This window comes from Amycolatopsis sp. TNS106, assembly GCF_019330265.1.
Classification (GTDB): Bacteria; Actinomycetota; Actinomycetes; order Mycobacteriales; family Pseudonocardiaceae; genus Amycolatopsis; species Amycolatopsis lurida.
In genome coordinates, this window is sequence record NZ_CP024972.1 from 1,559,339 (window position 1) to 1,581,558 (window position 22,220).

The window sequence follows — 22,220 nt, forward strand, 5'->3', positions numbered from 1 at the left end:
ACCGCGCTCCTCGCGCTGGCGATCGCCGCGTTCATTCCCGGCCGGTCTTCGCCAGCTTCGACGGCCACCAGATCTTCCGTCCGACGTCCACCGCCAGTGCCGGCACCAGCAGCGAGCGCACCAGGAGTGTGTCGAGAAGGACGCCGAACGCGACGATGAACGCCAGCTGGGCCAAGAAGAGGATGGGCAGGACGGCCAGTGCGGCGAAGGTCGCGGCGAGCACGACTCCCGCCGAGGTGATCACGCCACCCGTGACGCGGAGACCGCGCAGCGTCCCGTCCCGCGTGCCGATTCTGCCCGCTTCTTCGCGGACCCGGGTCATCAGGAAGATGTTGTAGTCGATTCCCAGCGCGACAAGGAAGACGAAGCCGAACAGCGGGACCACCGGGTCGGCGCCGGGGAAGTCGAAGACGTGGTTGAACACCAGCGCGGAGACACCCATCGTCGCGGCGAAGGACAGCACCACCGTGCCGATCAGCAGCAGCGGCGCGAGCAGCGACCGCAGCAGGAGGGCGAGCACGAAGAAGATCACGAAGAGGACGATCGGGATGATCAGCAACCGGTCGTGCTCGGAGGTCTCCCGCGTGTCGAGCAGGGTCGCGGTCGGTCCGCCGACCTTGGTGCCGTCGACGGTGTGCACGGCTTCCCGGATCCGTTGGACCGTCGCGACCGCCGCGTCGGAGTCCGGAGGATCCGCGAGGACCGCGTCGATTTTCGCGAGCCCGCCCGCTTCACCGCTTTGGCGGACGTCCGAAACGCCGGGGACGCGGGCCAGCGCGGTGACCGCCGGTGCCTGGCCGGCGGGGGTGATGATCACCGTGGGCGAGCCGGAGCCGCCGGGGAAGTAGCGCGAGAGGACTTCCTGCCCCGCGACGGAATCGACCGGCGTGAGGAAGACGTCGGACTGCGCGGTGCCGGAAGCCTTGAGCTGGGGGAGGAACGCGCCACCCGCCAGCAGGACGACCGTGGTGACGATCCAGATCGCGCGCGGGGCGCGGGCGACCCAGCCCGACACGCGTGCCCAAAGCCCACCGGACTCTTCGCGAGGCTGGGCCACCGTCGGCCGGAAAGGCCAGAAGGCATTGCGCCCGCACAAGGCCAGGACCGCGGGAAGGAACGTGATGGTCGTGAGGAAGGCGGCGCCGATGCCGATGGCGGCGACCGGGCCGAGTCCCTTGTTCGAGTTGAGGTCGCTGAACAGGAGGCAGAGCACGCCGAGGATCACGGTCCCCGCCGAGGCCGCGATCGGCTCGATGGTCGAGCGCCAGGCCGTGCGAAGTGCGGAGCGGGCGTCGTCGGTCGTCCTGAGTTCCTCGCGGTATCGCGAGATCATCAGGAGCGCGTAGTCGGTGGCGGCGCCGAAGACGAGGATGAACAGGATGCCCTGGCTCTGCCCGTTCAGCGCCAGTACGTCGTGATCCGCGAGCAGGTACACCGCGAGACTCGCCGTTCCCAGTGCGAACACCGCGGACAACAGGACCAGCAGGGGGAGCAGCGGGCTTCGGTAGACGATGATCAGGATGACCGCGACCACCGCTCCCGCGACGAGAAGCAACAGTCCGTCGATGCCGCCGAACGCCTCCTTCAGGTCGGCGACCTGCGCGGCGGGGCCGGTCACGAGCACCTTCAACCCGTCGGGGGTGTCGCGGGCGAGCGCCTCTCGCAGTGCCTCGACGCCGTCCCCGGGGTCGGTCTTGGCGTCGAGGAGCACGACGACCTGCGCGCCCGCGTTGCTCTGCGGGGCCGGGAAGAGCTTGGCGTTCGACGTGCGGTCGGCGAGGAATCGCTTGTCGTTCTCGGTCAGGCCGGAGGGGCGTTCGGCGACGACGATCGCCGGGATCACGGAGGCCCCGGCGAACTGCTTCTGGAGTTCGCCGACCTCGGTCGCTTCAGCCGATGCCGGGAGAAAACTGCTGCTGTCGTTCTCCGTGACCTGGCTCAGCTTGCCCGCGTACGGGCCGCTGAACCCGCCGAAGATCAGCCAAGCGATCGCGATCAGGGCGGGGAGCAGCCAACGAAGACGTGACCGCGTGCGGGCGGGGCGTTCGACTTCCGAGATCATGGACGGATGGCTCCCGTGGCAGTGCTACTTCGACGAGTGAATAGTTCGACCATCGAAATAGTAGAGTGGTCACCCGGACAGGGCAACGCGAGGGGAGGTTTCGGACATGGCCACGGGCACTGAGGACGCGGAGCCCGTCACGGACGACTTGCTCGTTCTCCTGCTGCGACAGCTGACCGTCGAGTCGGACCGGTTCGCGGAGATGTTCGGTGAGTCACACGGTCTGCACCGGACCGACCTCAACGCGCTCGCGGTGATCATGGACGCCGCCCGGATGGGGGACCCGATGAGCCCGAGCAGGCTCGCGAGCGCCCTGCATCTGAGCGCCTCGGCGACGACGGCGGTACTGGATCGGCTGGAGCGGGCAGGGCATCTCTACCGGGACCGCAGTTCCACCGACCGGCGCAAGGTCGAGTTGCGGATGCACGACCAGGCGCGGCGGATCGGCGCCGAGTTCTTCCAGCCCCTCGGGGAGCGCTACGCCGAAGCATGGCGCGACATGGGGGAGGACGAGCGGCGGGCGGTCGCCCGGTTCCTCCGGAGCAGCATCGCCGCGACCGTCGAAGTGCGCGGTCGCCTCGCACCGTGAACACTCGGGGGCATGCGATGTGTGGTGCTCGGAGCGACCGGTTACGTCGGTGGACGGCTGGTGCCGCAACTGCTCGACGCGGGCCACGAAGTGCGCGTGGTGGCCCGCTCCCCGGAGAAGGTCGCCGAGGAGCCGTGGCGTGACCGCGTCGAGGTCGAACGCGGCGACGTCACCGATCCGGCCTCCATCGAGACGGCGCTGACCGATTGCGAGGTCGTCTACTACCTCGTGCATTCTCTGGCGCGCAAGGACTTCGTCGACGTCGACCGGGAGGGCGCGCGGACGGTCGCCGAGGCGGCGAAGACCGCGGGCGCGCGTCGGCTGGTGTACCTGGGCGGCATCGTGCCGGACGACGAGGAGCTGTCGCCGCACCTGGCGTCGCGTGCCGAGGTGGGCCGGGTCCTGCTGGACTCCGGAGTGCCCGCCATCGTCCTGCAGGCCGCGGTGATCATCGGCTCGGGTTCGGCGAGCTTCGAGATGCTGCGTTACCTGACCGAGCGGCTGCCCGCGATGGTGACCCCTCGCTGGGTTCGCAACCGCATCCAGCCGATCGCGATCCGCGACGTCCTGCACTATCTCGTGCACGCGGCCGAGCTGCCGTCCGAGGTGAACGGCGCCTTCGACATCGGTGGGCCGGACGTGCTGACCTATTTGGACATGATGCGCCGATACGCCGTCGTCGCCGGTCTGCCGAGGCGAGCCGTCGTACCCGTTCCGGTGCTCACGCCGTGGCTGTCCGCGCAATGGGTCAACCTGGTCACGCCTGTGCCGAAGTCGATCGCCGTACCGCTGATCGAATCGCTGGTGCACGAGGTGGTCTGTCACGACCACTCGATCGCCGAGCACATCCCCGACCCCGAAGCCGGCCTGACGCATTACGAGCACGCCGTCGAACTGGCGCTGACGCGGATCCGCAATGCGGACGTGCCGACCCGCTGGTCGGACGCATCGAGTGCGACGGCGCCTTCCGATCCGCTGCCGAGCGATCCGGACTGGGCGGGCGGGACGGTCTACGTGGACGACCGGGCTCAGCGGACGGACGCCTCGCCGGAAGCACTGTGGGACGTCATCGAGTCGATCGGCGGGGAACACGGGTGGTACTCGTTCCCGCTGGCGTGGTCGGTCCGCGGCTGGGCCGACCGGCTCGTCGGTGGTGTCGGGTTGCGGCGCGGACGGCGGGATCCGCGGCGGCTGCACCTCGGTGAGGCACTGGACTGGTGGCGCGTCGAATACCTGGACCGGCCCCGCCTGCTGCGGTTGCGCGCGGAGATGAAACTACCGGGGCGCGCCTGGCTCGAACTCGGCGTCGAGTCCGACGAGGACGGTCGGACCGTTTACCGGCAGCGAGCGGTGTTCGAGCCGCACGGGCTGGCCGGGCACGCGTACTGGAAGGGGATCGCGCCGTTCCACGGTGTCGTCTTCGGCGGCATGGTCCGCAACATCACCGGTGCGGCGCAAGGAGAAGCCTCGTGAGTGGTAAGGACGGTTAGAACCGTCCTCACCACTCACGAGACCCACGGCCTACAGAGCCGGGTAGGCGTTCCTCAGCAACTCCTGGAACTGGGCGGAGAACCAGTGCCCGGAGAGCGGCGCGTCGGGCAGCGCGCCGGACAGGTTGTACTGGTTCCGCGGGTTGCCGGTGTACGTCGGGTCGCACATCCGGTCGAAACCCTTGCCCTCGGTGTTCGGGATCTCCTTGCTGGCACCGTCGGATTCACCCGGCGGCTTGATCCAGACGTAGGCGTCGATCCCGGGCTCCGGCGCGGCCTTGGGGCGCTCGCCGAGTCCCGCGCCCGTCTGGTTGCACCAGTTCCCGAGATGGATGCGGCGATCCGTCTTGCTCCCGTTCACGTAGGCGTCGACCGTGGTGGACGGCCCGGGTCCGGTCGGCCGTGCGGCGCCGCCCCAGCCGTTGCGGGAGGTGTCGATGAGCATGCCGACGTCCGCCGGGAAGCCCGCCCGGATCGCCTCCTGCCGGAACGCCTGCGCGTAGGACAGTTCATCGACGTAGCGGTTCCAGTCCACCCACTTCGACGTCCGCACCGAAGTGCCGCCGACACTGTCGTTCACGGTGAAGTACGGCTCCTTGAGTGCCCCGTAGTTCGCGGTGTTCGCGATGAAGCCGTGCACATTGGCCAGTGTGCTGCCGGAACTCTTCGCGGCCTGTGCGAAGAGCGCGGCGGACGGGCCGAGGTTGTCGTCCCAGCCGAGCCAGCCGTGGTGCCCGGCGTCGATGTAGTTGTAGACGTTGGGGATCGCGCCGAACTTCGCCAGCGCGTAGCCGACACCGGCGACGTAGTTCCCATTGGCCTTCATGACGTCGCATTGGGGGGTGGCCGTCGGCCGGGGCGTCACATTGGTGACGAGGTTCGGCAGTGAGTCGATCTCGATCACGGTCACCACCCGCAACGCCGCGTACTTCGGATCGGCGAGGATCGTGGCGATCGGGTCGATGTACTCGGCCTGGTAGCGCGGGAGTTCGTCCGCCTTGAGCTCGCCGTTGGACGCGAGCGCGGCGCAGTCACGGCCGGGCAGGTTGTAGATGACCAGCTGGACGACCAGCGGTTTCCCGGCGGCCTGCTGAAGCGCTCCGTCGAGATGCGCGCGCAGCCCGCGGCTCGTGGTCGTGCCCTCGATGGCGGCGATCCGGTCGAGCCAGACACCGGTCGGCTGGTTCGCGATCCTGGCGCCGCCCGGTTCGGCGGCGGCCTTCGCCGACCAATCCGGGTTCACGTACACCCCTGCGCCGGCGTAGGGGTTGTCCGCCTTGGGGCCGCCGGGACCGGGGGTCGTCGTGGTGGTGGTCGGGGTGGCGGTGGTCGTCGGGACGGTGGAACCGGTGCAGGTGGTGCCGTTCAAGGTGAAGACGGCGGGTTTCCCGTTGGTGCCGGTGTAGCTGCCGTTGAAGCCGGGGGAGACGGTGGCGCCGGTGCCGAGCGAACCGTTCCATCCCGCGTCCCGGACCGTCACCCGCGTGCCCTGTTGGCCGAAGTTGCCGTTCCAGCCCTGCTGCACCTGCTGGTTTCCGGGGAAGTCCCAGCTCAGCGTCCAGCCGCCGCTGATCGGGTCGCCGAGGTTGGTGACGGTGACGGTCGCCCCGAAACCGGTGTCCCATTGATTGGTGATCGTGTAGTCGACCTTGCAGCCCGGCGCCGCTTCGGCGCTCGAGCCCAGCACCACCGGCACCGCCACCATCGCGAGTACCGCGCCGATGGCCAATGGTGCCGAAACACCCTTTCTGCGGAATCTCATGCGTCGCCTCCTTGCGACCGGAATCCGATTTATGGGAGCGCTCCCATCGAGGACCGTAAAGGGGCGGCCGGGTCGTGACAAGGCCGGGCGATCCGAAATGTGGGATCGCTCCCGGAATACGACCAAAGGACTGAGCCGCCCGGTGGAAGGCTCGTCCTGACGGCGGCGAAGCCTTCACCCGGACAGCGGGCGGGCGGCGAGCGGAGACGGCTTGGCCGTGTGGGATCGTGAGCGGATGAGGATCTTGCTCGTGGAGGACGAGCGAAGGCTCGCCGAATCACTGCGCGCGGGGCTGAGTGCCGAGGGCTATGCCGTGGACGTCGCGCACAACGGCCGCGACGCGCTTTGGTACGCCGCCGAACATCCGTATTCCGCCATGATCCTCGACATCATGCTGCCGGGGCTCAACGGCTACCGCGTTTGCCGGAGACTGCGCGAACGGGGTGACACCACCCCGATCCTCATGCTGACCGCGAAAGACGGCGAAGACGACGAGATCGAGGCGCTGGACACCGGCGCCGACGACTTCCTCCCGAAACCTTTCTCCTACGGCGTCCTGCTCTCCCGGCTTCGGGCGCTGATCCGGCGCGGGGGAGCGACGCGGCCGGGCACACTGCGGCTCGGCGACCTCGAACTCGACCAGGCGAGCCGCGTCTGCCGTCGCGGTACGGCCGAGATCCCGTTGACCACCAAGGAGTTCGCTCTCCTGGCGTATCTGATGAAGCGGCAGGGCGAGGTGGTCACCAAAGCCGAGTTGCTGGAGAACCTCTGGGATTTCGCCGCGTCGGCGACCGCGAACCTCGTCGAAGTCCACGTGAGCGCGTTGCGGCGCAAGATCGACCTGCCGTTCGGGGCGGAGACGATCCGCACGGTGCGCGGCGCCGGCTATCACGTGGTGGGCTCCGGTGCGTGAGTTCCTGCGGACGACCCGCTTCCGGGTCGCGCTGACCTCGTTCTTGACGTCGCTTGTCGCTCTCGGTGTCGTCTCGGCCTGGCTCGTGGTCGACGCCCAGAACCGGCTCGGAGTGGGAGCCGCGCAGGTGGCCAGGGCGCGCGCGGCGGCGATCGTGCAGCTGCTGAACACCGGCGCCGCACCGGCCGATCTGCTGCTGCTCGTCCGTGACTCGGCCTACGAGGTGGTCGATCAGTTCGGCAAGCGCGTCATCGGGTGCCCGGGCCTACGGCACGGTCTGCTGGTCCAGGAGGACGACTACCAGCGCGGTGATTCCGTGTCGGTTCTCGAGGCGGGCGCGGTCGACGAGTCGATGGCGGGGTCGGTCGGCTGCCGGGGAGTGCTCGGACGTGATGTCGAAACCACCGAGACACGCGTACACGTCGCGGCGGAGGCGAGCGGCGACAGCAAGTACCGGATCTACGGCGCCGCCGTGGTGGACGAGTCCGGGCAGGCGGCACTCGACGCGGTGCGCGTGACGTTGCTGGCGGGTGTCCCGGTGATCGCGCTGATGATCGGGGCGGTCGCGTGGCTCGCGGTGCGCCGTTCGCTGCGGCCGGTGGAGGCGATCCGCTCGGAGGTCGCGGAGATCGGCGCGCACGACCTCTCCCGGCGGGTCCCGGCCCCGGACAGTGCCGACGAGATCGCGAAGCTCGCCGAAACGATGAACACGATGCTCGCCCGCCTGGACACGGCGGTCACCCGGCAGAGCCGTTTCACCTCGGACGCGTCGCACGAACTGCGCACTCCGCTGGCCTCCCTGCGGACCCAGCTGGAGGTGTTGCTCGCGCATCCGGACCGGCTGGACTGGCGCGACGCCTGCCGTAACGCGCTCCTCGACATCACCCGGCTTCAGGACCTCGTCGGAGACCTGGTGCTGCTCGGCAAGCTGGACAACGCGGAGCCGGAACGAACCACACCGGTGCGACTGTCCGAAGTGGTCGAGTCCTGTCTCTCCGGGCGGCAAGGCGTGCGGGCCGAGATCGACGGGGATCCGATGGTCCTCGGCGACCGCGGCAGGCTGGAGCGCTTGCTGCGGAATCTGGTGGACAACGCACAACGCCATACCCGCACCGGCGTCGAGGTTCGCGTGTCCACTGTGGACGACGTCGCCGTGGTCGCGGTCACCGACGACGGGCCGGGCATTCCCGCCGCGGATCGTGAGCGTGTGTTCGATCGCTTCGTGCGTCTCGATGACGGCCGTGCGCGTGACGACGGTGGCGCGGGTCTCGGGCTGGCGATCGTCGCCGAGATCGCCCGGGCGCACGGGGGCAGTGTCGAAGTCGCCGACCACGATGGCGGCGCCCGGCTCATCGCCCGCCTGCCGTTGGCGGAAGCGCGAAGCTGAAGACGTCTTCAGCTTCCTTAAGCTCCGGTTCAGCGTCCGCGCACGAACCTTCGGGGCATGTTCGCTCCTGCACGCCGCTCCTGGTGGCGGCCCCTCGGCCACGCCGACTATCTGGCCTCGTCGTGGTTCCCCGGCCTCACCGGCGTACGCGCGCTCGCTGCCGTGGCCGTCGTGTTCTTCCACTACGGCGGCCCGGTCGTCGACCGCCTCCAAGGCTGGATCGCCGTGCAACTGTTCTTCGTGCTGTCCGGCTTCCTCATCACGACGCTGGCCCTGCGTGAGGAAGACCGTGACGGCCGGATCTCACTGCGCGGGTTCTACCTTCGCCGGGTCTTCCGGATCATGCCGGTGTACTTCCTGCTCCTGGCGCTGACCACGGTCGCGGTCCTGCTCGGCGGGACGTACCAGAGCAGCAGGCTCGCCGACGCGATGCCGTACTACCTCGTCTTCGGGAACGAACTCGTCGACTTCAACACGCCCTATCCGACGTCGTGGTCGCTGGGAGTGGAGGAAAAGTTCTACCTGGTCTGGCCCGCGCTGCTGGTGCTGACTTCGTTCGCGCGGAGCGGGAAGACGGCATTGCGATCGCTGCTGGGCGCGTCGGCCGTCCTGGGGGTCGTGCTGATCGCGCTGCCGCTGGCGCCCTCGCACACCTGGGCGAGCCTTTCGGTGCACTACTGCTCGCTGGTCATCGGCTGCCTGCTGGCGATGACACTCCACCATCCGCGCGGGTTCGCCCTGGTCCGGCCACTGACCAGCCCGGCCGTCGCCACGGTGATCGGCTGCGGGTTCGTCGTACTGCAGTTCTCCGTCGGGCCGCTGACGAAAGCGCTCGGCGGGCACTGGCAGTTCGTCGTACCGGTCTACGCGGCGGGCTCGGCGCTGCTGCTCGTGGCGGTCGTGTCGCCGGGCCCGGTCCGGTTGCTGCTCTCGAGCAGGCCGATGACCTTCGTCGGCGACCGTTCGTACGCGCTCTACCTCGCCCAGACCGGCGCGGCCGGTGTCACGGGCTGGCTGCTGCCCACCGGGCTCGCCAAGGCCGCTGCGACCACCGGTGTCGCGTTGCTCTTCGCCTGCGCGCTGCGCCGCTGGGTCGAACAGCCCGCCATCGCCTACGGCCGGAAGGTGATCGGACGACGAGCGCCCGCCGTCCCTCCGGTGGAGGAAACGGCGGGCGCTCGGTCGACGTCAGTGGTGCGCGGCCGCCGCACCGGTGGTGGCGCTCTTCTTGACGAAGAGCGATCCGACGAACGCGGCGAGGCCGACACAACCGGCGACCATGAACGTCGTGCGGATACCGGCTGCGTCGGGGCTGGCCGCGCCGGCGGTGGTCGTGCTCGCCGTGGCGACCGCGATGAACAGGGCGGTGCCGAGCGCGCCGGCGAGCTGCTGAAGGGTGGCGAGGATCGCGCTGCCGTGTGAATAGAGGTGTTCGGGCAGCGAACCGAGGGATTCGGTCATCAGCGGCGTCATCATGAGGCCGAGCCCGCCCATCAGCAGGACATGGATGGCGATGACCGCGATCAGCGGCGATTCCGCGCCGAGCAGGGCGAACAGCCACAGCGAGATCGCCATCGAGGCCGCGCCGGGGATGACCAGGGGCCGGGGGCCGAAGCGGTCGTAAAGCGCGCCGACCGGGCGGCCGAGCAGCCCGAGGACCAGACCGCCGGGCAGCACCGCGAGCCCGCTGACGAACGTGGTGGTGTGCAGGACGGTCTGCAGGTACAGCGGGAGCAGGATCGCCGCGGCGCCGAGGAGGCACATGAACAGCAGGGCCGTCAGCACCAGCGAGACGACGAAACTGCGGTGGGTGAACGGACGCAGGTCCAGCAGCGCGCGGTCTTCCTTCTGGAGCCGCAACTGGCGCCAGGTGAACACCACGAGCGCCACGACACCGACCGCGATCGGCGCCCATGGCGGCACCGGCTGATGCCCGCCGGCCGATTCGCCGGACACCGACAGGCCGTACAGCACGCCGCCGAAACCGAGCGCGGACAGGACCACGGACAGCACGTCCAGCGGCACCTTGCGGGTGTCGCTGTCCAGCCGCAGCTGCACCATGCCGACCACCAGTGCGGCGAGCGAGAGCGGCAGCACGATCCAGAACATCCAGCGCCAGCCGAGCGACGAGAGCACGGCACCGCCGATGGTCGGGCCGATGGCGGGCGCGACCGCGATGACGATCGTGATCGTGCCCATCGTGGCGCCGCGCTTCTCGACCGGGACCAGGCGCATCACCGTGGTCATCAGCAGCGGCAGCATCACCGCCGTCCCGCAGGCCTGGATGACGCGGCCGGTCAGCAGCAGGGCGAAACCCGGGGCGAGCGCGCTGACCAGGGTGCCGGTGCTGAACAGGGTGAGCGAGGCGAGGAACACCTGGCGCGGGGTGAACCGCTCGAGCAGGAACCCGGTGGTCGGGATGACGACCGCCATGGTGAGCAGGAAACCGCTGGTCAACCACTGGACGGTGGTGGTCGGGACCTGGAGGTCGACGGTCAGGTCACGCAGCGCGACGCTCAGGATGGTCTCGTTGAGGATCATCACGAACGCGGAAAGGACCAGGACCCCGATCAGGAGTCCGGCTTTCGCCGGTGCCCTTTGCTGGTCGTGGGCGGTTTCGGGCAGGGTCTCGGTCATCAGTGAAGGGCTCTCCTGGAAGGGCGCGGGTCCGCGTCGGCCGCCTTGGGCGCCGACAACGGTGACGGCGAAGGCGAAGCTAAGTCGTTTCGTTCAGTCTGCCCGTGCCGGTCGGTGTGTGTCACGTGAATTTCCGTAGTGAGTACGGTCACTGCGCGTCCGGGCCGTGCGGAACTGCACGCGAGCGGAACGGTTTTTCCTTGGCAGCAAGATAAAATCGGCACGTGACCAAAGCGATCACGGCAGATCGATGGCATTCGGTGCGGCGAGCCTATCGGGTGACGGGCGCGCGATTCGCGGACCTGGTCACCCGCGTTCCGGATCCGGACGCGATGGTCACGGCGGAGTGGACGGTGGCCGAAACGGTCGCCCACGTCGCGATGATCGCGAAGATGTACACGTCCCTGGTGCGGCCGGACGGCGCCCCGGTCCTTGCCACCAGTGGGCAGCGTCAGGTCGAGAAGACCACTGTGGACACCGTTTCCGTGCTGAACACCTTGGTGTTGCGAGACTTTCCCGAACGTGACATCCAGGTGCTCGTCACCGGATTGCTCGCGGACATCGAGGAAGTACTGCGGGTGACCGAGGACGCGGACCCCGGCACCCCGCTGGACTGGCTCGGGGGCTCGAAGGTGCCGCTGGCCGGCGTGCTCGCGCACCTCGTCAACGAACTCCAGGTCCACGGCTGGGACATCGCCAAGGCGCTGAAGCTGCCATGGACGATCCAGCCGGGTGACGCGGCGTTGTTCTTCGACCTGTTCTTGGTGGGTGTGCTGAGCCACGACGTCGGGCACCTGCTCGACACCGACGAGCCGCCGCGGGATCGACGGATCGCCGTGGCGTTCCGATCCGCGTACACGTCCCCGGTCGTGCTGGTGCTGCATCGGGGGCGGGTGACGGTCGAGGAGCCCGGTGGACCGGTCGACGTGCGGATCTCGTTCGATCCGCCGACGCTGAACCTGATGCTGTTCCACCGGGTCGGCAAGGTGCGTTCCGCGCTGACGCGCAAGATCGTCGTCAGCGGCCCGCGGCCGTGGTTGTTGCCCGCCTTCCTGCGGGTGGTCCGGTTGCCGTAGGGCTTCGGGTGCCGTGAGTGTTTTGGGCACCTGCTGGCGGTGCGCGGATGGCGGTTTCGCGTGATTGGCCGGACGACACACGTGTTTGGATGGACGACACGTGTGATCAGACGGACGACTCGCGGTGGCACCCGGCTGGCCGTGCTGACCAGGCCGTCAATCGTCGACGGGAGCGTCGAACCGGCGTCGCGAATCTTCGATGTGGCCGAGGAACCGCTGCGTCCAGTCGCACATCCCGTCGACCGTCGCGCGGAGGCCGTGCCCGGCCTCGGTCAGGGCGTAGTCGACCCGGGGTGGGACCGTCGGGTGCACGGTCCGTTCGAGCAGGCCGTTGCGTTCCAGCATGCGCAGGTTCTGAGTGAGCATCTTGTGGCTGATGCCCTCGATGTCGTCACGCAGTTCGGTGAACCGCCGGGTGCGGTCGCCGATCGTCTCGATGATCAGGAGCGCCCACTTGTTGGCGACGTCGGAGAAGATCTCCCGCGCCAGCGAGTCCGCCCGCAGCAGATCGGCGTCGTCCGAACCGTTGAGCTGCTTGGTCACCATGAGGTTCCCCAGTCACGAAAAAGTGCGTTCTTCCAGGTCGCCGCACACTCTCCTACAGTTTCTGGGTAACCACAAGTGACCACGACCGAGGAGTGCGGATGAGCATTACCCTGGTGAATCCCGCGGGACTGCCGGAGATCCCCGCCTACCGGCAGGTGTCGATCGCGACCGGGTCGAAGCTGGTCTTCATCGCGGGGCAGGTCTCCTGGGACGCCGACGGCGCCCTTGTCGGCGAGGGTGACCTCGCCGCCCAGGTCGAACAGTGCTACCTGAACATCGGTACCGCGCTCGCCGCGGCCGGCGCCACCTTCGAGGACGTCGCGAAGATGACCGTCTACGTCGTCGACTGGACGCCGGACAAACTCGCGCTGTTCCTCGAAGGTGTGGACAGGGCCGCCGCCAGACTGGGCGGCACCCCGGTCCCGCCGGGCACACTGATCGGCGTCGCGGCCCTCGACGTACCTGAGCACCTTGTCGAAGTCGAGGCGACCGCGGTCATCGACTGACGCTCACTGACCGCGCGCGGCGCGCCAGATCGGGCTGTCGACGTAGTGGTTGTCGTACTGCTTCGCGGACGCGGCGATCTCCGCCGGGTCGGCTTCGCCGCGCGCGACCCGGTCGAGGAGCCGGTAGTAGTCGAAGCGGGCCATGCCCGGCGTGAAGGTGACCAGGACGTCGGCGTCCGAGCCGGCGGCGGGGCCGAACGCGTGCGGCACCTTGGGCGGTACGGCGAGGAAATCGCCTTTCTCCAGCGTGTGCAGCGTTTCCTCGACGAGGACCTGGAGGTTCCCTTCGAGTACGAAGAAGAACTCGGTCGCGCGGGTGTGGAAATGGGCCGGGGTGCCGAAGACGCCGTCCTTCAAGGTCGCGCGGTTCGCGGTGAAGCCCCCGTCGGTGGTGTCCGAGTCGGCCAGCAGCGTGATCTCGCTGCCCGGCGCGTCGCTGACGATCTCGGCGTCTGCGGCTCGGAGCAGGATGGGGTCGAACATGGTGGCGTCTCCTCGGTTTCCTTGTTCAGCAGGCTCGCTGACAGGACCACTCTCTCCCGGCGGCAGACCTTGATCAACGCGGAAACCCGACCCGATCGATAATCCTCAGGTTATCGATCGGTAGTCCGTGAAGGCCTCCTTGAGGGACTCTGGGTCCCTCAAGGAGGCCTTCACGGACTCGGCAATCGCCACGTGAGACCCCGCGCGGTCAGGCGGCGAAGACCTGCGAGTCGTCGGCGAACGCCTTGAACTCCAGGGCGTTGCCCGCCGGGTCCAGCAGGAACATCGTCCACTGTTCACCGGTCTGCCCCTCGAAGCGGACGTAGGGCTCGATGACGAACGAGGTGCCCGCCGCGCGCAGCCGGTCCGCGAGCTTCCGGAACTCCGGCACGGTGAGGATCAGCCCGAAGTGGGGCACGGGCACGTCGTGGCCGTCGACGGGGTTGTGGATCCGCTGCGGCCGCTCCGGCGCGAGGTGCGTGACGAACTGGTGCCCGTGCAGGTTCCAGTCGATCCAGGTGTCGGAGCTGCGGCCCTGTTCGAGGCCGAGGACTTCGCCGTAGAAGGTGCGCGCGGCGGCGAGGTCGTCGACGGGCATGGCGAGGTGGAAGCGGGGGATGGGGGCGTCGAGGACGGTCATACCCAGGGGATCCTTTCCGGCGGGGCGAGCACTTGTATCAATGTTAACATTAGGACAAGTTCGTGATCGCTACTATCGGGCGGATCCGGCGGGAAGGACGAGGATGAGCGAACCCGGCAGGGTGGTGCCGGCACGTCGTCGCGGGCTGGCGGACGAGGTCGCCGACAGGGTCAGGGACGCCATCTTCGGCGGCGCCTATCCGCCCGGCGCGCAATTGCGCGAGGTCGAGCTTTCGGAAGCGCTCGGCGTCAGCCGCGGCCCGGTGCGTGAAGCACTGCTGAAGCTGGAGCGTGAGGGCCTGGTCCGCAGCGAATGGCATCGCGGTGCGATCGTCACGACGCTGTCCGATGCGGACGTCGCGGAACTCGACAGCCTGCGGTCGGCATTGGAACAGCTTGCCGTCCGGCTCGTGGTCGCGAACGCGCCGGAGACGGACCTGGCCGCGATCGAGGAGGTCGTCGACCGGATGGACCGGGCGCGCGACGAGCACGAGATGGTCCGCTGTGACATCGACTTCCACGACGCGGTGTACGCGGCATCCGGTCACCGGCGGCTCGTCGAGGCGTGGCAGGCGATCCGGTCGCAGGTGTACCTGTTCCTGCTGACCCGGATCGGCGTGAGCTCCGACGGCTACCTCGCGAACATACCGGCCGAGCATCGCCGGCTGGCGGCCGCTCTTCGTGCCCGTGACGCCGAGAAGGCGCTCGAACTGTTCGCTGTCCACCGAGGTGAGGCGTTCGCTGTGCTGACCGGGAAATGAACGAGCCGGACGAATTGGCGTTCAAGGTCTTGACGGCAAGGTTGGCCAAGGCTTAACTCAAGCCCTGAAATAAGACGTGTCCCGGGTCACAGCCCCGGGCGCGGCTTGGCCACTCACCCCGAGGACCATCGATGCGAATCGGAAAGATCGCTCCCGCGCTCGTCCTGGCGCTGGCGGCCGCCGCCACGACGGCGTGCGGCGGCGGCGACACGTCGTCCAGTGCTCCCAAGGAACTCGTGTACTGGGCGTCCAACCAGGGCACCAGTCTCGACAACGACAAAGCCGTCCTGCAGCCCGAACTCGACAAGTTCGAAAGGGCCTCCGGGATCAAGGTCAAGCTCGAGGTCGTCCCGTGGACGGATCTGCTCAACCGGATCCTCGCGGCCACCACCTCCGGCAAGGGGCCGGACGTGCTCAACATCGGCAACACGTGGTCGGCCTCGTTGCAGGCGACGGGTGCGTTCCTGCCGTTCGACGACGCGGCGCTGGAGAAGGTGGGTGGCAAGTCGCGTTTCCTCGGCCCGTCGCTGGCGGCCACCGGGGCGAGCGGGCAGCCGCCGGTCGGCGTACCGCTCTACGGCCAGGCATACGGCCTGTACTACAACAAGAAACTCTTCTCGGCGGCCGGTATCACCGAACCGCCGGCCACCTGGGAGGAACTCGTCGAGGACGGCAAGAAGCTCACCAAACCCGACAAGGGCCAGTGGGGGCTCTCGCTCCAGGCGGGTCAGGTCACCGAGAACAGCCACCACGCGGCGATCCTCGGCGCTCAGCACGGCGCACAGTTCTTCACCCCGGATGGCAAGCCGCAACTGGCTTCGGATCCGTCGGTCGCGGCCGTGCAGCAGTTCGTCGACCTGATGCAGAAGGACAAGATCGTCAATCCGGCCAACGCCGAGTACGCCGATACCGCCAAATCCCTCAAGGACCTGTCGGACGGCAAGGCCGCGATGTTCATGAACCAGGCCTCCGCGGGGTCGTTCAAGAACATCGGGATGGACATGGCGAACCTCGGTGTCGCGCCGATCCCGCTGCCCGCCGCCGCGCCGCCGAACGGCCGGAAGGTGACCAGCTTCGTCGCGGGCATCAACATGGCGGTCTTCAAGAACACCGAGAATCCCGACGCCGCACTGGACTTCGTGAAGTTCATGGTCTCGGCGCCGGAGCAGGCGCTGCTCAACAAGACCTACGGCTCGCTGCCGACCGTCCAGGACGCCTACAGTGACGCGGCGTTCCAGGCCGAAGACGTCAAGGTCTTCCAGAACGTACTCGCGAATTCGGCCGAGCCGATGCCGCAGGTTCCGCAGGAGTCGCAGTTCGAGACCCTGATCGGCACCGCGATGAAGGCGATGTTCGCCGATGTCGCCGCGGGCAAGCCGGTCGACGGAGCCAAGATCCGGGACCAGCTGAACCAGGCGGACCAGCAGATCGCGGCCGGTGGTTGATGCCGACCGCTCTCGACGACGCCCCGGCCCTGAAGCCGGCCGGGGCGTCCCGTCCGCGGCGCGCCCGGCGCAACCGGCGCGGCATCGCGCTGCCGTATCTGCTCCTGCTCCCCGCGATCCTGCTCGAACTGCTCGTCCACGTGATCCCGATGATCGCCGGGCTCGTGATGAGCTTCTTCAAGCTCACACAGTTCTCCATCCGGGACTTCTCGTCCGCCCCGCCGGCGGGGCTGGACAACTACAAGTTCGTCCTGGACTTCGACTCGGCGGCGGGGAAGGCGCTGCTCGGCTCGTTCTGGATCAGCATCCTGTACACCGTCCTCTCGGTGGGGTTCTGCTGGCTCTTCGGCACCTCGGCCGCCGTGCTGATGCAGAAGAACTTCCGGGGGCGCGGTCTGCTCCGGACCCTGTTCCTGGTGCCGTACGCGCTGCCGATGTACGCCGCCGTGATCACCTGGTCGTTCATGTTCCAGAAGGAAACGGGCCTGGTGAACGACTTGCTGGGCACCGACTCCTTCTGGCTCATCGGGGACAACAGCTTCTGGTCACTGGTGGTGGTCTCGGTCTGGCGGAACTGGCCGTTCGCGTTCCTGATCGTGATGGCCGGGCTCCAGAATATCCCCGGCGAACTGTACGAGGCGGCGGCCATCGACGGCGCGGGCTGGTGGCGGCAGTTCCAGGCCATCACCCAGCCGATGCTGCGCCCGGTCAACCAGGTACTGCTGTTGGTGCTGTTCCTGTGGACCTTCAACGACTTCAACACGCCGTATGTCCTTTTCGGAGCATCCGCGCCGAAGGAGGCGTCGCTGATCTCGATCCACATCTACCAGAGCTCCTTCGTGACCTGGAACTTCGGGCTCGGCTCGGCGATGTCGGTGCTGTTGCTGCTCTTCCTGCTCCTCGTCAGCACCGTCTACTTGGGACTGACCGCACGGAGGAGAAACGCCGTTGTCTGAGCCACGCTGGGTCCCGTGGGCCCGCCGATTCGTCCTCGGCTTCCTCGCCCTGTTCACGCTGGTGCCGCTGTACGTGATGGTTTCGTCGTCGCTGAAGCCGCTCGGGGACGTGCAGGGCACCTGGGAATGGGTGCCGACGACGCTGACCGTCCAGCCGTTCTTCGACATCTGGGAGACCATCCCGCTGGCCGAATATTTCGTGAACAGCCTGGTCATCTCCGGCTCGGCCGCGATCCTCTCGGTGGTGATCGCGATCTTCGCGGCGTACGCCCTGAGCCGGTTCCGCTTCCGTGGCAGGAACTTCTTCAAGATGACCGTGCTGTCCACCCAGATGTTCCCCGGTATCCTGTTCCTGCTGCCGCTGTTCCTCATCTTCGTCAACATCGGCAACACCACCGGAATCGTCCTGTACGGCTCCAGGCTCGGGCTGATCGTCACCTACCTGACCTTCTCGCTGCCGTTCGCGATCTGGATGCTCGCCGGCTACATCGATTCGATCCCCAAGGAACTCGACGAGGCCGCGATGGTCGACGGCACCGGGCCGTTCGGCGCCCTGATCCGGGTGGTCGTCCCGGCGGCCATGCCGGGCATCGTCGCGGTCGGCATCTACTCGTTCATGACGGCCTGGGGCGAGGTCCTGTTCGCGTCGGTGATGACCGATTCGGGCACGCGGACCCTCGCGGTCGGTCTCCAGGAGTACTCCACCCAGGTCCAGGTGTACTGGAACCAGGTCATGGCCGCGTCCCTGATCGTCTCCGTCCCGGTCGTCGCCGGATTCCTGCTGCTCCAGCGCTATCTCGTCGCCGGGCTCACCGCCGGTGCCGTGAAATGACCAGCCCGTCGCTCCGTACAGAGAGGTCCGCCTTGACTCTGCACCTGCCCGCCGATTTCCTGTGGGGTGTGGCCACCGCCGCGTACCAGGTCGAAGGCGCCGTCGACGCCGACGGCCGCCTCCCGTCCATCTGGGACGACTTCGTCCGGGTCCCTGGTGCCGTCCTGAACGGCGACACCGCCGACGTCGCGTGCGACCACTACCGGCGCTGGCCGGAGGATCTCGCCATCATGAAGCGACTGGGCCTGGACGCCTACCGTTTCTCGGTCGCTTGGCCGCGGGTGATCCCGACCGGTCGCGGCGCGGTCAACGCGGCGGGTCTCGACTTCTACGACCGGTTGGTCGACGCGCTGCTCGAAGCCGGGATCCGGCCGTTCGCCACGTTGTTCCACTGGGACCTGCCTGCCGCGCTGAAGGGCGGCTGGCCCGAGCGCGACACGGCCTATGCCTACGCCGACTACGCCGCCGTCGTGGCGGCTCGGCTGGGGGACCGGGTGAAGGACTGGAACACGGTCAACGAACCGCTGTGCTCGGCTTGGCTCGGTTACCTTGAAGGGCGTTTCGCCCCTGGGATCAAGGATCTCAAGCAAGCTGTCCACGCCTCGCACCATCTCCTGCTCGCGCACGGTCTCGGGGTACAGGTGATCACCGCGAACGCCGCCCAGCCCGCGAACATCGGCCTCGTGGTCAATCTCAGCGGGATCGAGCCCGCCTCGGATTCCGCCGCGGACGTCGAGGCGGCGGCGCGGATGGACGGGCATGTCAACCGCTGGTGGCTCGACCCGTCGAACGGCCGCGGTTATCCCGCGGACATGATCGAGGTCTACGGCGTCGAACCACCCGTGGTCGGTGACGACCTGGAGGTGATCTCGGCGCCGGTCGGTTTCCACGGGCTGAACTACTACTTCCGGCAGATCGTCGAGGACGACCCGGAAGGCCCCGCTCCGCGTGCCCGGCAAGTGCCGGTCGAGGGCGCGGCCACCACCGCGATGGGCTGGGAGATCCACGGGCAGGGCCTGGCGGACCTGATCCACCGGCTCGCCGACGAATACGGCGCCCGCGCCATCTACGTCACCGAGAGCGGGGCCGCCTTCGACGACAAGGTCGCCGAGGACGGGTCGATCCACGACGCCGACCGCATCGCTTACCTGGAGGAACATCTGGGTGCGGTGGCGGGCGCCGCCGAAGCGGGTGCTCCGGTGAAGGGGTACTTCGCCTGGTCGCTGCTCGACAACTTCGAATGGGACAGCGGGCTGAGCAAGCGGTTCGGGCTCGTGCGGGTCGACTACGACACGCAAGTCCGCACCGTGAAGGCGAGCGGGCACCGGTACGCCGAGATCATCGCCGGGCACCGGAACGGCTGACCGGCTTCGTGAATGGTTCGTGCGCGCGGATGGACCGAGGGGTCCGGATTCGTCGCGCGGTACGAACGGACGCCCGCCGAAACCTCCTAGGGTCGCCATGGAAGAGGCGATCCTAGGAGGCGAAGCATGCGGACACTTTTGCGCGGCGGTCGTGTCATCGATCCGGCGACGGGATTCGACGGCACGGCCGACGTGCTGGTATCCGGCGGGGTGGTCACCGCCGTCGGGGAGGGGTTGACCGCGGAGCCGGGCGACGTGGAGATCGACGTCTCCGGGCTCGTCGTCGGGCCGGGCTTCATCGACCTGCACAGCCACGTGCACACCATCGCGGGCCAGCGGCTCCAGGCGATGGACGGCGTGACGACCGCACTCGACCTCGAAGCCGGATTGATGCCGATCGAGCGGGCCTACGCCGAGGCGGCCGCCGCGGGACGCCCGCTGCACTACGGTTTCTCCGCGTCCTGGGGCGCCGCACGGGCACAGGTACTCGCCGGGATCGAGCCCGACGCGAATATCGACAGCGGGCTGGCGGTGCTCGGGAACCCTGCCTGGCAACGGTCTTCGTCACCGAAGGAACTCGCGGCCTGGCTGTCCCTTGTGGACGGTGAGCTGGCCGCGGGCGCGCTCGGCGTCGGTGTGCTGCTCGGCTACGCGCCCGACACCGAACCCGGTGAGTTCCTCGCGCTGGCGCGGCTGGCGAAGGAGGCCGGGGCGCCGACGTACACCCATGTCCGTGAACTGGTCGAGGTGAACCCGGAGACACCGATCGACGGTTCGGCCGAGATCGCGATCGTCGCGGCCGAGACCGGTGCCGCGATGCATCACTGTCACGTCAACAGCACGTCCGGCCATCAAATCGAGCGGGTGCTCGCGGCGCTCGAAGCGGGACGGGCGGCCGGGTCGCGGGTGACCGTCGAGGCCTATCCGTACGGGGCGGGCAGCACGGGGATCGGTGCCGCCTTCCTTTCGCCCGAACGTTTGAAGATGAAGGGTCTGTCCCCGTCCAGCGTGATCATGCTGGAGTCGGGCGAGCGCATCGCCGACGAGGGCCGTCTGCTCCAAGTGCGCGAGGAGGATCCCGGCGCGCCGTGCATCCTGGAGTTCCTCGACGAAAGCAGCCCGCGCGACCTCGGCCTGCTGCGCCAGGCGCTCGCGTTCCCGGACGCCATCGTCGCCAGCGACGCGCTGCCCGTGTACTGGAAGAACGGCACCAGCGAGAGCACCGAATGGCCGCTGCCGCCCGGCGGCGCGACCCATCCGCGCACGGCCGGGACCTACGCCAAGACGTTGCGCTTGATGGTGCGTGAGAGCAAGGCCTGGACCTGGCTGGAGGCGTTCCGGCGCTGCTCCTACCTGCCGGCGCGAGTGCTCGACGAGGTCGCCCCCGGAGCGCTGGCGAAGGGACGGCTGAACGTCGGTGCCGACGCGGACATCGTCGTGATCGACCCGCACGCGATCACCGACGCGGCGACCTATTTCGACTCGACGCGGCCCTCCGTCGGGGTCCGGCACCTGTTCGTCTCCGGTGTCCCGGTCGTGACCGACGGGAATCTGCGCACGGACGCGTTCCCCGGCAAACCGCTGCGGGGTGAGCCGCGATGAGCGACCTGCTCGCCGACATCGAGACGCTGATCCGCTGCGAGTCGCCGTCGTCGGATCACGAAGCGGTGGCCCGCAGCGCCGAAGTGGTCGCCGGAATCGGCCGGAGACTGCTCGGCGCGGACCCGGAGAAGATCGTCATCGACGGTGTCACCCATGTCCGCTGGAGCTTCGGCGCCGGACCGCCGCGTGTCCTGCTGCTCGGCCACCACGACACGGTCTGGCCGCACGGTTCACTGGAGACCCATCCGTTCTCCGTGCGGGACGGCGTGTTGCGCGGACCCGGTTGCTTCGACATGAAGGCGGGGGTCGTGATGGCGTTGCACGCCGCCGCGACCCTGCCCGATCGCGACGGGCTGTCCATTCTCGTCACCGGCGACGAGGAGATCGGGTCGCCGTCCTCCCGCGCGCTGATCGAGGAGACCGCGGCGGGGTGCGACGCCGCGTTCGTGCTGGAGGCGTCGGCCGACGGCGGTGCGCTGAAGTGCCGGCGCAAAGGCGTTTCCCACTATCGGGTGGAAGTGTCCGGCCGCGCCGCGCACGCCGGGCTCGAACCGGAGAAGGGCGTCAACGCGGGGATCGAGATCGCCCATCAGATCCTCGCGGTGGCCGCGCTAGCCGACCCCGATGCCGGGACCAGCGTGACGCCCACGGTCGTTTCGGCCGGAACGACGGTCAACACCGTTCCGGCCGCCGCGGGAGTGGCCGTCGACGTCCGTGTCTGGAACGAGGCCGAACAACTCCGCGTCGACCGGGCCATCCGGGCACTCCGTCCGGTCGTGGAAGGCGCCGAGGTCCGCGTGACCGGCGGGATCAACCGGCCACCGCTCGAAGCGGGTTCGTCGGCGGGACTCTTCGCCTTGGCCGGCGAACTGGCGGAGGAACTCGGGCTCGGAGAGCTGACTTCCGCGTCGGTCGGCGGTGCTTCGGACGGCAACTACACCGCCGGGATGGGCGTTCCGACGCTGGACGGACTCGGCGCCGTCGGTGGCGGGGCGCACGCGGATCACGAACACGTCGTCGTCGCGGAACTGCCGCGCCGTACCGCTTTGCTGGCCGCGCTCGTGGAAAACGTACTCGCGAAGCGGGGTCCGTCCGGTGCGACGAATCCCGCCGGCGAATCTGGTACGGCACGACGGTGACTCGGCCGAGGTGCCGGGAAAGGATTGCCCC

19 protein-coding genes and 1 pseudogene are annotated in these 22,220 nt (G+C 68.5%); 14 read left to right on the top strand and 6 right to left on the bottom strand.

The genetic code is table 11. From position 1 onward, the window contains the following. Positions 1-31 precede the first annotated feature (31 nt). Positions 32-2,062 (bottom strand): efflux RND transporter permease subunit, encoded by a 2,031-nt coding sequence (locus CVV72_RS06970; protein ID WP_219151585.1) that lies wholly within the window; start codon positions 2,060-2,062, stop codon positions 32-34. 106 nt (positions 2,063-2,168) lie between these two features. Between CVV72_RS06970 and CVV72_RS06975 the strand changes: the two genes are divergently transcribed. Together CVV72_RS06975 and CVV72_RS06980 are read left to right on the top strand one after the other, a co-directional pair. Further along, positions 2,169-2,651 carry a MarR family winged helix-turn-helix transcriptional regulator gene (locus tag CVV72_RS06975; RefSeq protein ID WP_219151586.1) on the top strand — a complete coding sequence of 161 codons (483 nt, stop codon included), beginning with the start codon at positions 2,169-2,171 and terminating at the stop codon, positions 2,649-2,651. Positions 2,652-2,663: 12 nt separating this feature from the next. Then, a complete protein-coding gene (locus CVV72_RS06980; protein ID WP_219151587.1) occupies positions 2,664-4,124 on the top strand; it encodes an SDR family oxidoreductase in 1,461 nt (486 codons plus the stop codon). A 48-nt stretch (positions 4,125-4,172) separates the two neighbouring features. Here CVV72_RS06980 and CVV72_RS06985 read toward each other — a convergent pair whose 3' ends face one another. Next, positions 4,173-5,903: a glycoside hydrolase family 6 protein gene (locus CVV72_RS06985; protein WP_219151588.1), complete on the bottom strand. Its 1,731-nt coding sequence runs from the start codon at positions 5,901-5,903 to the stop codon at positions 4,173-4,175. 235 nt (positions 5,904-6,138) lie between these two features. Here CVV72_RS06985 and CVV72_RS06990 point away from each other — a divergent pair, with 235 nt between their 5' ends. From CVV72_RS06990 to CVV72_RS07000, 3 genes and pseudogenes are all read left to right on the top strand, one after another. Continuing rightward, positions 6,139-6,816, top strand: coding sequence for a response regulator transcription factor (locus CVV72_RS06990; RefSeq protein ID WP_219151589.1), 678 nt, complete (start codon positions 6,139-6,141; stop codon positions 6,814-6,816). Next, complete coding sequence (locus tag CVV72_RS06995) at positions 6,809-8,203, top strand: ATP-binding protein (protein ID WP_219151590.1); 1,395 nt, start codon at positions 6,809-6,811, stop codon at positions 8,201-8,203. Before CVV72_RS06990 ends, CVV72_RS06995 begins: the two co-directional genes overlap by 8 nt. Positions 8,204-8,260: 57 nt before the next feature. Then, positions 8,261-9,226, top strand: a pseudogene (locus CVV72_RS07000) (acyltransferase family protein); the annotation flags it as partial. 165 nt (positions 9,227-9,391) lie between these two features. Here the strand turns inward: CVV72_RS07000 and CVV72_RS07005 are convergent. Continuing rightward, positions 9,392-10,840, bottom strand: a complete 1,449-nt coding sequence (locus CVV72_RS07005) for a DHA2 family efflux MFS transporter permease subunit (RefSeq protein ID WP_219151591.1) — start codon at positions 10,838-10,840, stop codon at positions 9,392-9,394. A gap of 302 nt (positions 10,841-11,142) precedes the next feature. Here CVV72_RS07005 and CVV72_RS07010 point away from each other — a divergent pair, with 302 nt between their 5' ends. Further along, positions 11,143-11,916 (top strand): maleylpyruvate isomerase N-terminal domain-containing protein, encoded by a 774-nt coding sequence (locus tag CVV72_RS07010; RefSeq protein ID WP_219153854.1) that lies wholly within the window; start codon positions 11,143-11,145, stop codon positions 11,914-11,916. Positions 11,917-12,072: 156 nt separating this feature from the next. Here the strand turns inward: CVV72_RS07010 and CVV72_RS07015 are convergent, their stop codons facing one another. Then, on the bottom strand, positions 12,073-12,462 hold the full coding sequence (locus CVV72_RS07015) for a helix-turn-helix domain-containing protein (protein WP_219151592.1): 390 nt from the start codon (positions 12,460-12,462) through the stop codon (positions 12,073-12,075). A gap of 98 nt (positions 12,463-12,560) precedes the next feature. Here CVV72_RS07015 and CVV72_RS07020 point away from each other — a divergent pair, with 98 nt between their 5' ends. Further along, positions 12,561-12,968, top strand: a complete 408-nt coding sequence (locus tag CVV72_RS07020; RefSeq protein WP_219151593.1) for a RidA family protein — start codon at positions 12,561-12,563, stop codon at positions 12,966-12,968. A 3-nt stretch (positions 12,969-12,971) separates the two neighbouring features. Here CVV72_RS07020 and CVV72_RS07025 read toward each other — a convergent pair whose 3' ends face one another. Beyond that, positions 12,972-13,451: a cupin domain-containing protein gene (locus CVV72_RS07025; protein ID WP_219151594.1), complete on the bottom strand. Its 480-nt coding sequence runs from the start codon at positions 13,449-13,451 to the stop codon at positions 12,972-12,974. 208 nt (positions 13,452-13,659) lie between these two features. Next, the gene (locus CVV72_RS07030; RefSeq protein ID WP_219151595.1) at positions 13,660-14,091 is read right to left on the bottom strand and encodes a VOC family protein; all 432 of its coding nucleotides are present in this window, start codon (positions 14,089-14,091) and stop codon (positions 13,660-13,662) included. Positions 14,092-14,194: 103 nt separating this feature from the next. Between CVV72_RS07030 and CVV72_RS07035 the strand changes: the two genes are divergently transcribed. From CVV72_RS07035 to CVV72_RS07065, 7 genes are all read left to right on the top strand, one after another. Continuing rightward, positions 14,195-14,851: a GntR family transcriptional regulator gene (locus CVV72_RS07035; protein WP_219151596.1), complete on the top strand. Its 657-nt coding sequence runs from the start codon at positions 14,195-14,197 to the stop codon at positions 14,849-14,851. Between the two features lie 131 nt (positions 14,852-14,982). Next, positions 14,983-16,296, top strand: coding sequence for a sugar ABC transporter substrate-binding protein (locus CVV72_RS07040; protein ID WP_219151597.1), 1,314 nt, complete (start codon positions 14,983-14,985; stop codon positions 16,294-16,296). Next, positions 16,296-17,252 carry a carbohydrate ABC transporter permease gene (locus tag CVV72_RS07045; RefSeq protein WP_219151598.1) on the top strand — a complete coding sequence of 319 codons (957 nt, stop codon included), beginning with the start codon at positions 16,296-16,298 and terminating at the stop codon, positions 17,250-17,252. The genes CVV72_RS07040 and CVV72_RS07045 overlap by 1 nt, the downstream gene beginning before the upstream one ends. Further along, positions 17,245-18,084 carry a carbohydrate ABC transporter permease gene (locus CVV72_RS07050; protein ID WP_219151599.1) on the top strand — a complete coding sequence of 280 codons (840 nt, stop codon included), beginning with the start codon at positions 17,245-17,247 and terminating at the stop codon, positions 18,082-18,084. The genes CVV72_RS07045 and CVV72_RS07050 overlap by 8 nt, the downstream gene beginning before the upstream one ends. 32 nt (positions 18,085-18,116) lie before the next feature. Continuing rightward, the gene (locus CVV72_RS07055; RefSeq protein ID WP_219151600.1) at positions 18,117-19,448 is read left to right on the top strand and encodes a GH1 family beta-glucosidase; all 1,332 of its coding nucleotides are present in this window, start codon (positions 18,117-18,119) and stop codon (positions 19,446-19,448) included. A gap of 126 nt (positions 19,449-19,574) precedes the next feature. Then, positions 19,575-21,050 (top strand): amidohydrolase family protein, encoded by a 1,476-nt coding sequence (locus CVV72_RS07060; RefSeq protein ID WP_219151601.1) that lies wholly within the window; start codon positions 19,575-19,577, stop codon positions 21,048-21,050. Continuing rightward, a complete protein-coding gene (locus CVV72_RS07065; RefSeq protein WP_219151602.1) occupies positions 21,047-22,189 on the top strand; it encodes a M20 family metallopeptidase in 1,143 nt (380 codons plus the stop codon). The genes CVV72_RS07060 and CVV72_RS07065 overlap by 4 nt, the downstream gene beginning before the upstream one ends. The last annotated feature ends 31 nt before the right edge of the window (positions 22,190-22,220 follow it).

What these genes read in the sequence shown, in the direction of transcription:
- CVV72_RS06970 (WP_219151585.1), bottom strand. Translation starts at nt 2,062, where the DNA reads ATGATCTCGGAAGTCGAACGCCCCGCCCGCACGCGGTCACGTCTTCGT.
- CVV72_RS06975 (WP_219151586.1), top strand. Translation starts at nt 2,169, where the DNA reads ATGGCCACGGGCACTGAGGACGCGGAGCCCGTCACGGACGACTTGCTC.
- CVV72_RS06980 (WP_219151587.1), top strand. Translation starts at nt 2,664, where the DNA reads ATGCGATGTGTGGTGCTCGGAGCGACCGGTTACGTCGGTGGACGGCTG.
- CVV72_RS06985 (WP_219151588.1), bottom strand. Translation starts at nt 5,903, where the DNA reads ATGAGATTCCGCAGAAAGGGTGTTTCGGCACCATTGGCCATCGGCGCG.
- CVV72_RS06990 (WP_219151589.1), top strand. Translation starts at nt 6,139, where the DNA reads ATGAGGATCTTGCTCGTGGAGGACGAGCGAAGGCTCGCCGAATCACTG.
- CVV72_RS07005 (WP_219151591.1), bottom strand. Translation starts at nt 10,840, where the DNA reads ATGACCGAGACCCTGCCCGAAACCGCCCACGACCAGCAAAGGGCACCG.
- CVV72_RS07015 (WP_219151592.1), bottom strand. Translation starts at nt 12,462, where the DNA reads ATGGTGACCAAGCAGCTCAACGGTTCGGACGACGCCGATCTGCTGCGG.
- CVV72_RS07020 (WP_219151593.1), top strand. Translation starts at nt 12,561, where the DNA reads ATGAGCATTACCCTGGTGAATCCCGCGGGACTGCCGGAGATCCCCGCC.
- CVV72_RS07025 (WP_219151594.1), bottom strand. Translation starts at nt 13,451, where the DNA reads ATGTTCGACCCCATCCTGCTCCGAGCCGCAGACGCCGAGATCGTCAGC.
- CVV72_RS07030 (WP_219151595.1), bottom strand. Translation starts at nt 14,091, where the DNA reads ATGACCGTCCTCGACGCCCCCATCCCCCGCTTCCACCTCGCCATGCCC.
- CVV72_RS07035 (WP_219151596.1), top strand. Translation starts at nt 14,195, where the DNA reads ATGAGCGAACCCGGCAGGGTGGTGCCGGCACGTCGTCGCGGGCTGGCG.
- CVV72_RS07040 (WP_219151597.1), top strand. Translation starts at nt 14,983, where the DNA reads ATGCGAATCGGAAAGATCGCTCCCGCGCTCGTCCTGGCGCTGGCGGCC.
- CVV72_RS07045 (WP_219151598.1), top strand. Translation starts at nt 16,296, where the DNA reads ATGCCGACCGCTCTCGACGACGCCCCGGCCCTGAAGCCGGCCGGGGCG.
- CVV72_RS07060 (WP_219151601.1), top strand. Translation starts at nt 19,575, where the DNA reads ATGCGGACACTTTTGCGCGGCGGTCGTGTCATCGATCCGGCGACGGGA.
- CVV72_RS07065 (WP_219151602.1), top strand. Translation starts at nt 21,047, where the DNA reads ATGAGCGACCTGCTCGCCGACATCGAGACGCTGATCCGCTGCGAGTCG.